Raw genomic sequence first — 15,504 nt, 5'->3', positions numbered from 1 at the left:
CCGCCGTCCCCGCCTATCCCTGCCGGACGCAGAGCCGCCCGCTCAGCTGCAGCCGGTCGACCCGGCCGGTCGACGGGTCGCGCAGGAACCGCCCGAGGTACGGCAGCGCCGTGCGCGGGCCGCCGTCGGAGGGCGTACGGAAGGAGAGGTCCTCGCCGAGCAGGAGCGGGACCGGCTCCGCTCCGGCGACCGACAGCAGGAGTGCACCGTCCCGGGCCTCGGCCCGGCAGGACCAGTCGCCGTTCACGTACCGCCCCACGCATTCCGGCGGCGCCGGCGCCGGCGTCGCGGCGGCCGTGTCCCGGGGGTGGTCGCCGACCTCCTGGCCGGACGCGCCGAGCCGCGCGATGAGCGACTCCCACAGACGCGCGCCCGTGCTGCCGTTGGCGGTCAGCGCCACCACGGTCCGGGTCTCCGGGTTCACGCGCAGGTGGCTCCACGCGCCGTCGCCGGTGCCGTCGTGGCCGAACCAGGCGCCGTACCGGGACCATCCGGCGCCCCAGCCGCCCGCCAGGCCGTGGGCGCCGACGGCGAGCCCCGCCGTCACGTCCTCGCGCATCGCGCCCGCGGTCTCCGCGTCGAGCAGGGCCGCGCCGGGCCCGAGGCCCAGGTGCGCGGCGCCGAACACGGCGAGGTCGCGTGCGGAGGCGCGCAGTCCGGCGGCCGGGTCCTCCAGCGGCGGCACGGACTGCTCCTTGATCGGCCGGGGTGGGCCGTCCGGGCGGACGAGATGGCCCAGGGCGGTCCCCTCCGCGTCCTGCCCGAGCGGGCCGAGCAGCATCGTCCGCACGGCCTCGTCCCAGTCGAGCCCGGTGATCTCCTCGACCAGTCGGCCGGCGATCAGATACCCGGGGTTGGAGTAGGAGAAGACAGTGCCGGGCGCGTGCACGGCGAGATCGGGCGCGTGGCGGGCGAGCCAGCGGGCGCGGGAGGTGCCGGGCGGAAGCTCGGCGGTGTTGGCGGCGAGGCCCGCGGTGTGGCTGAGCACCTGGCGCAGCGTGCACTCCGGTCCCGCGCGCAGCTCGGCCAGTTGCTCCGCCAGGGGCTCGTCCAGGTCCACCTCGCCGTCGGCCACGAGCAGCGCGGCGAGGGTCGCTGTGAACGGCTTGGTGAGCGAGCCGAGCGGGAACGCCGTGGCCGCCGTCACCGGCCGTCCGGATCCGGCCTCCTCCTCCCCCGTCTCGGCGGTGCGCAGGTCGCCGTCCCGCCAGACCGCGACCTGGGCGCCGGGTACCCCGTGCCGGAGCGCGAACTCCGCGAGCAGCTCGTTCACCGGGCGTCCTCCGTCCCGAGGGCCGGGTCGCAGAGGAGGGCGATCGACCGCAGCGCCGCCGTGAGTTCGGCGCCGAGCCGCGCGATCGTGCCGGACTCGTGCAGGTTGACCGAGTAGTAGAGGTCGAAGCCGAGCCGGCCGTCCTCGACCGCACCCACGACTTCGAGGGCCTGCACGACCTTCTCCCGCTCGTCCTGTTCCTGGCCGATCGGGTCGTGGAAGGCGTGGAAGAGCGAGCGGTCGGCCGTGCGCGTGATCTCCTCCGTCTGGCTGTGGTAGTTGAACAGCACGGCCGGGGGGGTGTGTGGAGCGGGTGTGCCGGTTCCGGCGAGGTGCCGCAGGACGCCGTGGCCGAGCCCGTTGCCGGGGACGGCGCGCAGGCCGCGCCGGACCGAGCGGACGACGGCCGGCCAGTCGGCCTCGCCGTGGTTGCGTCCGGGGACGGTCAGCGCGACGGGGTAGGAGCTGGTGAACCAGCCGACGGTACGGGAGAGGTCGACGTCGTCGAAGATCTCCTCACGGCCGTGGCCCTCCATCTCAATCGCCGGCCGGTCCTCGCCCGACCAGCGGCACAGCGTCCACGCCAGTGCGGCGAGCAGCACGTCGCTGGCCCTGGCCCGGAACCTGCCCGGCGCCACGTGCAGCAGCGCCGAGGTCTCGGCCCGTTCGAGGCGCACCGGCAGGATCCGCCGGGACGACACGACGTTCGGCCCGGGGCCGTCCACCGGCAGCGGCGCCGGCTCGGGTACGGCCTCCCAGTGCGCGGCCTGGTCCGCGAAGCCGCCGTCGGCCGCGTGCGCCGCGAGCCGGGTGGCCCACTGCCGGAAGGAGGAGGTCTTGGCGCCGAGGTCGATCGGCTCGCCGTCGTGGGCCTGCCGGTAGGCGAGGTCCAGGTCGTGGTTGAGGATCCGCCACGACACCGCGTCGACCACGAGGTGGTGCACGGTCAGGTGCAGCCGCGCCCGCCGGTCGGGGCCGAGGTCGAACAGGACGGCGCGCAGCAGCGGTCCCGCGGCCAGGTCGAAGCCGCGGTCGGCGGCCGCCGCGATCCGGTTCATGACCGGGAGCAGCTCCTCGTCGGGCAGCCCCGAGAGGTCGTGCCGCTCGACGAGGTCGCCGGTCTCCTCGGCGGCGTTCCACTGCGCCCAGCGGCCCTCCTCGTCGCGCGTGTACCGCATCCGCAGCGCGTCGTGGTGGGCGACGACCGCGGCGAGCGCGGCCCGCAGCGCCGCCTCGTCGGTGTCCGCCGCGAGTTCGACGTGGACCGACTGGGCGAGGTGCTGCGGGGCGAGCGGCTCCCGGGCGAAGTACTCGTGCTGGATGGGGGTGAGCGGGACCGCGCCGACCTCGGCGTCCTGGACGGCGGCGACCTGCCGGGCCGAGCCCGCGGCGGCGACGAGCCGCTCGACGGTCGGGTGGCGGAACAGGTCGCTGGAGGAGACCTGCAGGCCCGCCCGGCGGCTCTTGAACACGACCTGGATGGAGAGGATCGAGTCGCCGCCGAGGTCGAAGAAGTCGTCGGTGACCCCGACCTCCGCCACGCCGAGCACCTCCGCCCAGATCGCGGCCATCGTGCGCTCGTCGGCGGTGCGGGGCGCCACCGTGGCCCGGCCGGTCGCGGCGGCGGCCGGCTCCGGAAGGGCACGGCGGTCGACCTTGCCGTGCGGGGTGAGCGGGATCCGCTCCAGCCGGACGAGCGCGGCGGGAACCATGTACTCGGGCAGCCGGGCGGTGAGGTACGCGGTCAGTTCGGCCGGGTCCTGCTCCGAGACGGCGTACCCGACGAGGCGTCGGCGGCCCGGCTGGTCCTCGCGGACGATCACGGCCGCCCGTGCCACGTCCGGGTGCTCGGCGAGCGCCTGCTCGATCTCGCCGAGCTCGATGCGGTAGCCGCGCAGCTTCACCTGGTCGTCCGTGCGGCCGACGAACTCCAGGCTGCCGTCGGCGCGTCGGCGCATCAGGTCGCCGGTGCGGTACATCCGGGAGCCGGGCCTCCCGAACGGGTCGGGCAGGAACCGTTCGGCGGTCATCGCCGGCCGGTCGCGGTAGCCGCGGCACACGCCGTCCCCGGCGAGGTACGCCTCCCCGGTCACGCCCACCGGCACCACGTGCAGGTCCCGGTCGAGGAGATAGACCCGGGTGTCCGCGGTCGGCCGGCCGACGGGCACGGTCCGGCCGGGGCGCCCGCCGCGCTCCACGGGGAAGCAGGTCGCGGTCACCGAGCATTCGGTGGGCCCGTACGCGTTGACGATCCGCAGGTCCGGCAGCCGGTCGAGGACGCGGGCGCAGTGCGGTGCGGAGAGCGCCTCGCCGCCGACGACGACCCTGCGCAGCCCGGCGAGGATGCCCGGGTCGGTGTCGGCGACCGCGTGGAAGAAGCCCGCCGAGAACGACATGGCCTCGACCTCGTGGTCGCGCAGGAACTTGTCGAGTTCGTCGACCGAGCGGAAGTCGCCCGGCCGTACGGCCAGGCAGGCGCCGCTCAGGAGGGTCTGCCACAGCTCGTTCTGCGCGGCGTCGAACGAGATCGAGTGGTGCTGGGCGACCGTGGCGGCGTCGCCGAAGGTGTGCTCGCCCGCGGCGCGCACGAGCCGGACGAGACCGCGGTGGGTGACCATGGAGGCCTTGGGCGTGCCGGTCGAGCCCGAGGTGTAGACGAGCACGGCGAGGTTGTCCTGGACCGTGCGCGCGAGCGGCGGTCCGGTGACGGCCGACGGCCGCAGCTCGTCGACCAGCAGGACCTGGGCGCCGGTGGGCGGCAGTCCTGGCGCGAGCGCGGAGCTGGTCAGCAGCACCGGCACGCCCGAGTCGCGGAAGAGGTAGGCGAGCCGTTCGGCCGGGTACCCGGGGTCGAGCGGCACGTACGCGCCGCCCGCCTTGAGGATCGCGAGCATGGCGGTGACCATCTCGGCGCCGCCCGGCAGGCAGATGCCCACGGGCACCTCGGGGCCGACGCCCCGGTCGGCGAGTTCGTGGGCGAGCCGGTCGGCGGCGGCGTCCAGTTCGGCGTAGGTGAGCCGGGTGTCGCCGGCGACGACCGCGGGCCGGTCGGGGTGCTCGCGCGCGACCTCCGCGAAGAGCTCGTGCAGGCACCGGTCGGGGTAACCGGACGGGGTGCCGTTGAACTCCTCGACCAGCAGCCGGTGTTCGTCGCCCCGGACCATGCGCAGCTGCCGCAGCGTGACGCCGGGCGCCGCCACCATCGCGTCGAGCATGCCGCGCAGATGACCGGCGAAGCGGTGCGCGGTGGCGTCGTCGAACAGGCGCGGGTCGTAGCCGACCCGCAGATGGAGTCCGTCGACGAGATGGGCGACGCAGGTGAGCGGGAAGTTCGAGGTCTCAAGACCGGCGAGGGACCGTACGGCGAGCCCGTGGCGCTCGGCGGCGTGTTCGTCGTACGGGAAGTTCTCGAAGACCACGCAGCTGTCGAAGAGGTCGGTGCCGGCCGGGACCGCGGCCCAGCGCCGGACCTGGGCGAGGGAGGCGTACTCGTACTGGCGGCTGTCGACCTGCTGCTCCTGGATCTCGCGGAGCCAGCCGCGCAGTTCGCTGTCGGGGGTGACGGTCACCCGGGCGGGCAGGGTGTTGATGAACAGGCCGACCATGTCCTCGGAGCCCGGCAGCTCGGCGGGTCTGCCGCCGACCGTGGTGCCGAAGCAGACCTGCCGGTCGCCGCTGTGCCGGGACAGCAGCAGGGCCCACGCGCCCTGGACGAGGGTGTTGACGGTGACCCGGGCCTCCCGCGCGAAGCCCTCCAGGCGTGCGGTCTCCTCCGCCGTGAGCGCGAGGTCGATGTGGCCGGTGTCGCGGGACTGGTGCGAGCGCAGCGGTGCGCGGTCGTAGGGCAGTTCGGTGGGCGCGGAGAACCCGGCGAGCAGGTCGGTCCAGTACGCCTGCGCGGCGGCGGTGTCCTGCTCGTCCAGCCAGCGCACGTACGCGCTGAACGGGGGGCGCGGGCGCGGTGGCGCGACCGCGCGTCCGCTGAGCGCGGCGTGCTCGGCGAACACGTCGCCGAGGACGTCGGCGAAGCTCCAGCCGTCGAGCAGGAGGTGGTGCGAGGAGCAGCGCAGGTGGACGGTGGACGCGGAGAGCCTGGCCAGGTGCAGCCGCAGCAGCGGAGGCCGGGCCAGGTCGAGCGGTTCGACCGGCGCCTCGGCCAGCAGGCGGATCCGCTCCTGCTGCTCGGGCTCGCTCAGCGCCGACCAGTCCTCGACGACCACGGGCAGCCGGACGTCCCGGTGGACCACCTGCAGGGGGCGTCCCCCGTCGGCGTCGACGATCGCGGTGCGCAGGACGGGCGTGCGGTCGACGACCCGCTGCCAGGCCTCGGCGAGGAGCGCGGGGTCGGTGACACCGTCGAGGACGAGCCCGAGGTGGGTGAGGTAGATGTCGTCCTCGTGCGCGTCGAGCGAGTGGAACAGCAGGCCGCTCTGCATCGGCGTGAGCGGGTAGACGTCCTCGACCGTGCGGCCGTCCCCGGCGATCCGGTCGACACCGGCCTGGTCGAGCCCGGCCAGCGGGAAGTCGGACGGGGTCCGTCCGCCTGCCGTGGCGCAGTGCGCCACGAGGGCGGCGAGCGCCTCGGTGAAGCGGGCCGCGAGGCCGGCGATCGTGGCCTCGTCGTGCAGCGCGGCGGAGTACTCCCAGGAGAACTCGAGCCGGCCGTCGCGGACCATGCCGGTGATCTCCAGGGCGTTCGGACGGGTCAGCTCCGCGCCGCGGTCGGGGGCGGGGCTGGGCCGCCAGGACCGCAGCAGTCCGTCGCCGCCGGCCACGTCGAAGTGGCCGTGGTAGTTGAAGCCGACCCGGCAACGGGCGCCGCCGAGGCCGGAGTTCTCCGTGAGGTGGCGCAGGGCGCCGTAGCCGATGCCGGCCTCGGGGACCGCGCGCAGGGTCTCCTTGACGGCCTTGAGGCGGCTGCCCCAGTCCTCGCCCGCCACCGGCAGCACGACCGGGAAGAGCGTGGTGAACCAGCCGGCCGTGCGGGACAGGTCGAGGTCCTCGAAGAGGTTCTCCCGGCCGTGGCCCTCCAGTTCGACCGCGACGGCCTCGCCGCCGGTCCAGTCGGCGAGCACGGCCGCGAGCGCGGTGAGCAGGACGTCGTTGACCTGGGTGCGGTACGCCGCCGGCACGTCCCGCAGCAGGGCGCGGGTCAACTCGACGTCCAGACCGGTCTCGACGGTGCGGGCGTGGGCGAGCGTGTCGGGCGCCGCGCCGTCGTCGCCCGGCAGGGGCGGGCAGGCGGCGGACGCGGCCTCCACGGCCCGCCAGTACGGCCGCTCGTCGTCGAAGCGTCCGGACGCGGCGGCCTCGGTCAGCCGCGTCGCCCACTCCCGGAAGCCGGTGGTCTTCTCCGGGAGGGAGACCGGCAGGCCGCGGGCGGCCTGTCCGTGGGCGAGTTCCAGGTCGGCGAGCAGGACCCGCCAGGTGACGCCGTCGACGACCAGGTGGTGCGCGGTGACGAACAGCCGGTCGGGCTCGGGCGCGCCGGAGAAGTGGACCGCGCTCAGCAGCGGTCCGGTGTCGAGCCGGAAGCCGGTCTGGGCCGCCGTGACCGCCTCCAGGACGGCCCGCTCCCTGGCGGGGGCGTCAAGTCCGGACAGGTCGACCGTGCGGAACGGCTCGCCGGTCTCGGTGTCCGCGCAGTGCTGGCGCCATGTGCCGTCGGCGGCGACCGCGCGCAGCCGCAGCGCGTCGTGGTGGCCGAGCAGCGCGGTGACCGCCGTGCGCAGGGCGGCCGGGTCGGTGCCGGGTGCGAGGTCGACGAACATCGACTGGTTGAAGTGGGCGGCGCCCTCGGGGTACTCCTCGAAGTACCAGCGTTGCACCGGGGTGAGGGGCACGTCGCCCACGGCCGCCGTGGCGGGCGCCCGCACCACCGCCGGCCGGTCCGCTTCCGCGTCCTCGACCTGGACGACGGCGGCGAGTTCGGCGACGGTCTGGTGCCGGAAGATGTGCTTGGCGGTCACCCGCAGGCCCGCCCGGCGTGCCCGGGAGACGACCTGCAGGCCGACGATCGAGTCGCCGCCGAGCTCGAAGAAGTTGTCGCCGATGCCGACCGTGCCGGCTTCGAGGCCGAGCACCTCGGCCCAGATCGCGACGAGTTCGGCCTCGGTGCGGTCGCGCGGGGGTACGGGGGCTCCCGCGGCCTGCTCGGTGGCCGTCGGGGCGGGCAGCGCCTTGCGGTCGAGGGTGCCGCTCGGGGTCATCGGCAGCTCGTCGAGGACGACGAGGGCGGAGGGTATCGCCGGGTCGGGGACGATCCCCGCGAGGAACTCCCGCAGTTCGGTGAGTGTGGGCGGGGTGCCGTCGGCGCGCACGTACCCGACGAGCCGGTCGCGTCCTGCCGCGTCGGCCCGTACGGCGGCGGCCGCGGCGGCGATGCCGGGGTGGCGCAGCAGCGCGGCCTCGACCTCGCCGAGCTCCACCCGGAAGCCGCGGATCTTGACCTGGTCGTCGGCGCGGCCGAGGTATTCGAGGTCGCCGTCGGGGCGCCAGCGTCCGATGTCGCCGGTGCGGTAGAGCCGCCCGCCGCCGAACGGGTCGTCGACGAACCGCTGCTCGGTCAGTTCGGTCCTGTTCCAGTAGCCCTGGGCCACCCCGCCGCCGCCGATGTGGATCTCGCCGGGCACCCCGACGGGTACCGGACGCAGCCGGCTGTCGAGCACGTACGTCCGGGTGTCGCCGAGCGGCCGGCCGACCGGCACGATCGCCGTGGGGACCGGCTCGCCGGCCCGGAGCCGGTACGTCGTGGAGTCCACGGTGGTCTCCGTGGCGCCGTAGTTGTTGGTGACGACGGCGTCGGGCGACAGCGCCTCCAGGACGGCGGCCGCGTCGTCGGCCAGCCAGGCCTCCGAGCCGACCGCGAGGACGCGCAGCGAGTCGGCGCGGCCCCCGGTCCAGGACAGCTCCTGGGCGACCGCCTTGGCCAGCGAGGGCGTGGTGACCAGGAGGTGGGGACGGGTCTCGGAGATCAGCGCGGCGAGGGCGGGCGGGTCGGTGACCACGTCCGCCGGGCAGATCACCATCTCGCCGCCGTACATCGCGGACATGAGGAAGTCGCCGAAGAACAGGTCCACGGCCAGGCTGGACACCGACAGGGAGCGGCCCTTCAGACCGGTCAGGTCGTAGCGCGCGTCCCAGGCGCGCATCATGTGGGCGACGTTGCGGTGGCTGACCATGACGCCCTTGGGGCGGCCGGTCGAGCCGGAGGTGTAGACGACGTAGGCGAGGTCGTCCGGTCCTGCGTCCGTCGTGGGCGGGGTGGCGGGCCGGCGGGCGATCAGCTCCTGGTCGGTGTCGATCCTGATCGTGGTCCAGGGTCCTTCACCCGCCGCGTCCGAGTCGGTGATCAGCACCGGGGCGGCGGCGTCGCCGAGCATCATGGCGAGCCGCTGCGCGGGGTGTTCGGGGTCGAGCGGCACGAACGCGCCACCGGCCTTGAGCACCGCCAGCAGGGCGACCATGGCGTCCACGCTCCGGCCGAGGCAGACGCCGGTCAGCACACCGGGGCGGACGCCCGCGGCGATCAGGTGGTGCGCGAGCCGGTCGGCGCGCGCGGCGAGCTCCGCGAACGTGAGCCGCCGGCTGCCGTCGCTCACGGCGACGGAGTCGGGCGTACGGGCCGCCTGCTCGTCGAACATCGCGTGCAGGGTCCGCGCGGGCGCCGCCGGGAGGGCCGGGCCCTGCCAGTCGGCCGTCAGGGTCCGCAGCTCGTCGGCGGTCAGCAGGGACAGTCCGGCGAGCGGGGCCGCGGGCTGCTCGGCCACCGCGCGCAGCAGGGTGACGAGGTGGCCGCCGAGCCGCTCCACGGTCTCCCGGTCGAAGAGGTCGGTGCTGTACTCCAGGTAGCAGACCAGCGAGGAGGCGTCCTCGTAGAAGTCGAAGGTGAGATCCAGCTTCGCGACCTCGACCGGCGGCTGGATCTCGGTGACGTCCAGGCCCTCGAAGGCGGGCAGCGTGTCGGCCATGTTCTGCAGGTTGACCATGACCTGCACCAGCGGCGGCCGGGACGCGTCCCGTTCGGGCCGCAGGGTGTCGACGAGGCGCTGGAAGGGGACCTCGTCGTGGGCGAACGCCTCCAGCAGGCCGGTGCGCACCTCGCCGAGCTGCTCCGCGAACGACCGCGCCTCGTCCACCTGGGAGCGCAGGACCACGGTGTTGATGAAGAAGCCGATCAGGTTCTCGAGTTCGGGCCGCTGCCGGCCGAGGGTGACCGTACCGACCGCGACATCGGGTTCACCGCAGTAGCGGGCGAGGAGCACCTTGGTGACGGTGACCAGGGCCATGAAGAGCGTCGCGTCCTTGCCGCGGCTCACCTCGCGCAGCCGGGCCAGCACGTCGGCGGGGATCTCCACCGGCAGGATCGCGCCCGCGGGTGTGCGGACGGGCGGCCGGGGCCGGTCGGTGGGCAGGTCGGCCGTGCGCATCCCGGCGAGCCGGTCGCGCCAGTAGCCGAGTTGCTCGTCGAGCGTGGCGGACCGCTCGCGCTCCCAGGCGGCGAAGTCGGCGAACTGCACGGGCACGGGCGGCAGGTCCGCCTCGCTGCCGCCGACCGCCGCGTCGTAGCCGGCGGCCAGCTCGGCCAGGAGCCGACCGGTCGACCAGCCGTCGCACACGATGTGGTGCATGGCCAGGACGAGGACGTGCTCGCGGGCGGCCACGCGCAGCAGCGCGGGCCGCAGCAGCGGCCCGGTGCGCAGGTCGAAGGGCGTGTTCATCTCGGTGGCGAGGAAGCGCTCGACGGCGGCCTGGGCGTCGGGCCCCGACACGTCGACGACGGGCAGCTCCCGGCCGGTGTGCGGGTGCACGACCTGGACGCCGCGGCCGTCGACCGCGTCGAACGTGGTCCGCAGCGTCTCGTGCCGCCGTACGACCCGGTCGAGCGCGCCGGCGAGCGCCGCCGTGTCGAGGTCGCCGCGCAGCCGCAGGGCGCGCAGCGTGTTGTACTCGGCGCTGTCCGGCTCCAGTTCGGCGAGGAACCAGAGCCGTTCCTGCGCCGACGACATCGGCAGCGGGCCGCCGTCGCGCGCGGTGGCCGGGATCGGCAGGTCCTCGGAGCCGGACTCGCCGGCGAGGCGACGCATCAGCTCCGCCCGCAGGTGCGCCGGTACCGACGCGAACATCTCGTCGTGCTGGGTCATCCGCTTTCCTCCCTGGGTCAGATCCGGCCGGGTACTTCGGGTCCCGCGACGGCCGCCAGGCTCGCGAGGACGCGCTCCTGGACCACCCCGGCGAGGTCGCTCACATGACGGTGTTCGAAGAGGTCCCGCGGGGAGATCTCCACGCCGAACGCGGCGCGCATCCGGACGGCCAGCCGGATCGCGTTGATCGAGTCGCCGCCGAGATCGAAGAAGCTGTCGCGGGTCCCCACCCGGGGCACGGCGAGGACCTCGCCCCAGATCCGGCAGAGCGCCTTCTCGGTCGGTCCCACCGGGGCGACGTACGTCCCCTCGTCGGGGCGGAGGTCCGCCGCGGGCAGCGCGGCCCGGTCGAGCTTGCCGTTGCGGTTGACCGGCAGGACCGTCAGGAACACCACGGCGGCCGGGACCATGTACGCGGGCACGTGCCGGGCGACATGGGCGCGCAGCTCCTCCGCGGCCGGGACGCCGGCGCGCGGCACGACGTACGCGACGAGTCGCTTGCCCGCCTCGTCGCTGCGGACGACGACCGCGGCCTCGGCGACCGCCTCGTGCCGCAGCAGGACGTTCTCGACCTCGCGCGGCTCGACCCGGAAGCCGCGGATCTTGACCTGGTCGTCCGCGCGGCCGGCGAACTCCAGGGTGCCGTCCTGGTTCCAGCGGACCAGGTCGCCCGTGCGGTAGAGCCGGGCGCCCGGCGCGCCGAACGGGTCGGCCACGAAGCGCTCGGCGGTCAGGCCGGGTCGGCCGATGTAGCCGCGGCCGACGCCTTCGCCGCCCAGGTAGAGCTCGGCCGTGACACCGGGGGGCACGGGGCGCAGCCGGTCGTCGAGGACGCGGACGCTGGTGTTGGGCAGGGGCCGGCCGATCGGGACGTTGTCGTACCGGACTCCCGGCTCGACCTCGAAGAGCGTGGCGGCGACGGCGCATTCGCTGGGGCCGTAGCCGTTGAGGAGGCGGCGTCCCGGTGACCACGCGGCGGCGAGGTCCGGGGTGAGGACCTCGCCCCCGCAGAGGATGGACTCGAGCTGCGGGAGCGCCGCCGGGTCGAGCACCGGCAGCACGGTCGGCGGTCCGGTGACCGCGCCGGCGTCGGCCTCGCGCAGCTGCTCGATGAGTTCGGCGCCGCTGTACGTGCCCGTGGTCACGGGGGCGACGAGCGTGCCGCCGCCCACGAGCGTGCTCAGCAGGACGAGCGAGGCGGCGTCGAAGCTCATCGGGGCGAGCTGGTAGACGCGGCTGCCCGGGCGCACGTGCAGCGGGACGACCGCTTCGACGGTGTTGACCATGGACCGGTGCTCGACCATGGCGCCCTTCGGCTTCCCGGTCGAGCCCGAGGTGTAGACGGTGAACAGCAGGTCGCGGGGGCTGCCGTGGTCGGCGGGCGCGGTCGCCGGCCGGCCTTCGATGGCGGGCCAGTCCCCGTCGAGCAGGACGAGCGGGGTCGTGGCGCCCGCGAAGACGTCGAGGTGGCGGCTGTGGGTGAGCACCACCGCCGGGCGGGCCTCCGCCAGGATCGCCGCGGTGCGCGCGGCCGGGTAGTCGGGGTCGATCGGCACGTACGCGCCACCGGCCTTGAGCGTGCCGAGGACGCCGACGACCAGGTCGGGGCCGCGTTCGACGGAGATCCCGACGATCGTGTCCGGGCCGATGCCGAGGTCGGTCAGATGGTGGGCGAGCCGGTTGGCGCGCTCCTCGACCTCGGCGTAGGTGAGCCGGGTCTCGCCGCGCTCGATCGCGACGGTGTCCGGGCACTGGGCGGCCCGCTCGGCGATGAGCTGGTGCATCCGCCGCTCGATGGGGTACGCGGAGGGCCCGCCCACGCCCCATGTGCCGAGGACGAGTTCCCGCTCGGTGTCGGTGAGCACGGTGACGTCGCCGACGCCGGCCGCGGTTCCGGCGGCCAGCCCGTCCAGGACCGTGATGAGCCGCTCGGCGAGCCGCTCCACGGTGGCCGCGTCGAAGATCTGCTCGTCGTAGAGCAGCCGCATGACGAGCTTCTCGTCGGGGAAGACGCTCAGCGCCAGGGGGTGGTTGGTGGCGAACTCGACGTCGAAGGCGCGGATCGCGGACCGGTCGAACGGATAGTTCTGGAAGACCACGGCGGTGTGGAACAGCGCCTCCCCAGGCGCCACGTCGGCGAAGGACTGCACCCGGTTGAGCGGTGCGTACCCGAACTCCCGTGCCGTGGCCAGCTCGCGCTGGAGCCGCTCCAGCCAGGCCAGGGTCCGCTCGTCGTCGTCCGCCAGGATCCGGACGGGGTGGGTGTTGATCATCATGCCGACCATCGACTCGACCCCGGGCAGCTCCGCCGGCCGCACCGCGGTACTCGTGCCGAAGCAGATGTCGCGCTCGCCGCTGAGGCGCGCGAGGAGGATCGCCCAGGCCCCCTGGACCAGGGTGTTGGCGGTGAGCCCGGTGCGCCGCGCGTACGCGGAGACCCGCGCGGCCGTCTCCGCCGGGACCGTCACCCCCACCGACCGTCTGGCCACGGGCCGGTGGCCCTCGGGCGGCTGCCGGTCGCCGGGCACGCTCACCGGGCTGGTGAACCCGGCCATCCGCTCGCGCCAGTAGGCGTCGGCGGCGTCCAGGTCCTGCCCGGCGAGCCAGGTCACGTAGTCCTGGAACGGCGGTCGCGTCCGCACCGGCTCGCCGCGGTAGCCGTCGAGCACGTCCCGCAGCAGCTCCGCGGAGCTCCAGCCGTCGGTGACCACGTGGTGCATCGTCCAGACGAGCTGGACGGAGTCCGCCCCGAGCCGCGCGATGGTGACCCGGCTGAGCGGCGCCCGGGTGAGGTCGATGCCGGCGGCGCGGTCCTTGTCGAGCAACTCCCGCAGCCGCGCGGGGTGTTCCGCCTCCGGTACGGCGCTCCAGTCGAGCTGGGTCACCGGCAGCGTGACCGCGTCACCGACGACCTGCACGGGCTCCTCGACATCGGCCCAGCGCAGTGCCGTGCGGAGCACCGCGTGCCGTTCCGTGGCCTCCTGCCAGGCCCGGCCGAGCCGCTCGGGGTCGGTGACCTCGCCGAGCCGGACGACGAACTGGATCAGGTGGAGCGACGGGTCGTCGAGCATGAGGGCGTCGAAGAGCATGCCGCTCTGCATGGGCGTCAGGGGGTACTCGGACGCCCGCGCCGCGCCGGGCGCCTCGGCGAGGTCCTCGTCGAGCCGCCGCGCCACACCGGCGAGCGCCTCGACCGTCGGGTGGGCGAAGACGTCGGCCGTGCGCACCGCGAGCCCCTTGGCCCGGGCCCGCGCGACGATCTTCATGGTCAGCACGGAGTCGCCGCCGAGGGCGAAGAAGTCGTCCCTGGTGCCGACCTGTTCGACGCCGAGCGCCTCGGCCCAGATCGCGGCGAGCGTGCGCTCGGTGTCCGTCGTCGGGGCGCGGTACGCCTCGGTGTCGTCGGCCGGGGGCTCGGGCAGCGCGGCCCGGTCGACCTTGCCGTTGGCGTTGACCGGCAGCCGGTCCGTCCAGACGACGCGCGCGGGCACCATGTACCCGGGCAGCCGCTCGGCCAGCCGGTCGAGCAGCGCCCGCTCGGTGAGCGGGCTCGGCCCCGTGGGGTAGGCGACGATCGTGCGGGTCGGCCCGTTCTCCCGTACGACCACGACGGCGTCGGTGACCCCGGCGCAGTCGCGCAACGCGGCCTCGATCTCGCCGAGTTCGATCCGGAAGCCGCGGATCTTGACCTGGTGGTCGGTGCGGCCGAGGAACTCGACGAGCCCCTCCTCGGTGAGCCGCACCCGGTCTCCGGTGCGGTAGAGGCGGCGGCCGGGCGTGACCGGGTCGGCCACGAACCGCTCGGCGGTCAGGGCGGGGCGCCCGAAGTAGCCCCGGCCGGTGCCGTCGCCCGCCAGGTACAGCTCGCCGATCACGCCCGCGCCGACGGGCCGCAGCCGCTCGTCGAGCACGTGCGCCTCGGTGTCGTCGAGGGCCGTGCCGATCAGCGAGGACCGGGTGCGGGGCGCGTCGGAGGTCATGCGGTGGCCGGTGGCGAAGACCGTGCACTCGGTGGGGCCGTACGCGTTGACGAAGACGGTGTCGGGGCAGGCGGCCCGCGCCCGGTCCAGGGCGGTGGCGGAGGGGGTTTCGCCGCCGGTCCACACCTCGCGCAGGCCGGCGAAGCAGTCGGGCCGCTCCTCGGCGAGGAGCCGGAAGAGCGCGGCGGTCAGGAAGACCCCGTCGACGCCGTGTTCGGCGACGAGCCCGGCGAGGCCGGTCGCGGTCAGCTCCGCGGGTCCGATGACGACGCGGCCTCCGTTGAGGAGCGGCAGCCAGATCTCGTACGTGGACGCGTCGAAGGCGAGCGGCGCGTTGAAGAGCGTGCACCGGCCGAAGGCGGCCCGCAGGTGGGGTTCCCGGGCGAGGGCCGTGATGTTCCGGTGGGTGATGGCCACGCCCTTGGGCCGGCCGGTCGAACCCGAGGTGTGGATGAGGTAGGCGAGTTGCTCCTCGTCGACGCGCACGCGCGGGGCGTCGGCGCGCCTCCGGGTGTCCGCGCCGTCCAGGACGACGACCGGCGGACCGGCGGTCGCCGCCCGGCTCGCGGTCGTCGGGTCGGCGAGCAGGACGGCCGCGCCGGTCTCGGCGAGGAGCAGGCGGATCCGGTCGTCGGGGTAGCTCTCGTGCAGCGGCACGTAGACCCCGCCCGCCTTGAGCACGGCGAGCAGCGCGACGACGGTCTCCGCCGAGTGGCCCGAGCGGCCGGTCAGCACGCCGACCCTCGACTCGGCGGTCACCCCGGCGTCGGCGAGCCGGTGGGCCAGGTGGTTGGCGCGCTCGTCCAGGTCGGCGTAACCGAGGGTGAGGCCGCCGTCCACGACGGCGGGCGCCTCGGGGGCGCGCCGGGCGTGGGCGGCGACGAGGTGGTGGACGGCCCGGTTCTCCGGGTCGGCCGGTGCGTGGTCAAAGACTCGGGACATGCTCGACCCTCCACGGGAGACACGCGGGGCGCGCGGATCTGTCGACGGTCGAGCTTGGCCCGCGGAGGCGTACCGGCTCCACGTTCTTGAGCGGTGAGGAAACTGCCCGCCCGGGGTGGGCGCCGTCGGGTCCCGCACGGGGTACGCGCGCCCACCGACGGGTGGG

At 74.8% G+C, this 15,504-nt stretch carries 3 protein-coding genes; all 3 read right to left on the bottom strand.

The features are described from left to right. Window positions 1–13 precede the first annotated feature (13 nt). The 3 genes from ACF09C_RS12815 to ACF09C_RS12805 are packed head-to-tail and all read right to left on the bottom strand — an operon-like array spanning window position 14 to window position 15,338. Window positions 14–1,273 carry a serine hydrolase domain-containing protein gene (locus ACF09C_RS12815; RefSeq protein WP_392091500.1) on the bottom strand — a complete coding sequence of 420 codons (1,260 nt, stop codon included), beginning with the start codon at window positions 1,271–1,273 and terminating at the stop codon, window positions 14–16. Further along, window positions 1,270–10,416, bottom strand: a complete 9,147-nt coding sequence (locus ACF09C_RS12810) for an amino acid adenylation domain-containing protein (protein ID WP_392091499.1) — start codon at window positions 10,414–10,416, stop codon at window positions 1,270–1,272. Before ACF09C_RS12810 ends, ACF09C_RS12815 begins: the two co-directional genes overlap by 4 nt. Window positions 10,417–10,433: 17 nt before the next feature. Further along, complete coding sequence (locus ACF09C_RS12805) at window positions 10,434–15,338, bottom strand: amino acid adenylation domain-containing protein (RefSeq protein ID WP_392091498.1); 4,905 nt, start codon at window positions 15,336–15,338, stop codon at window positions 10,434–10,436. Window positions 15,339–15,504 lie beyond the last annotated feature (166 nt).

The organism is Streptomyces sp. NPDC014870 (genome assembly GCF_043081505.1).
Classification (GTDB): Bacteria; Actinomycetota; Actinomycetes; order Streptomycetales; family Streptomycetaceae; genus Streptomyces.
The sequence above is the reverse complement of the archived record's forward strand: the minus strand, read 5'-3'. Positions and strand labels throughout refer to the sequence as shown.

Bases quoted from the DNA above. Each gene is read 5' to 3' on its own strand.
- ACF09C_RS12810 (WP_392091499.1), bottom strand. From the start codon at position 10,416: ATGACCCAGCACGACGAGATGTTCGCGTCGGTACCGGCGCACCTGCGG.
- ACF09C_RS12805 (WP_392091498.1), bottom strand. From the start codon at position 15,338: ATGTCCCGAGTCTTTGACCACGCACCGGCCGACCCGGAGAACCGGGCC.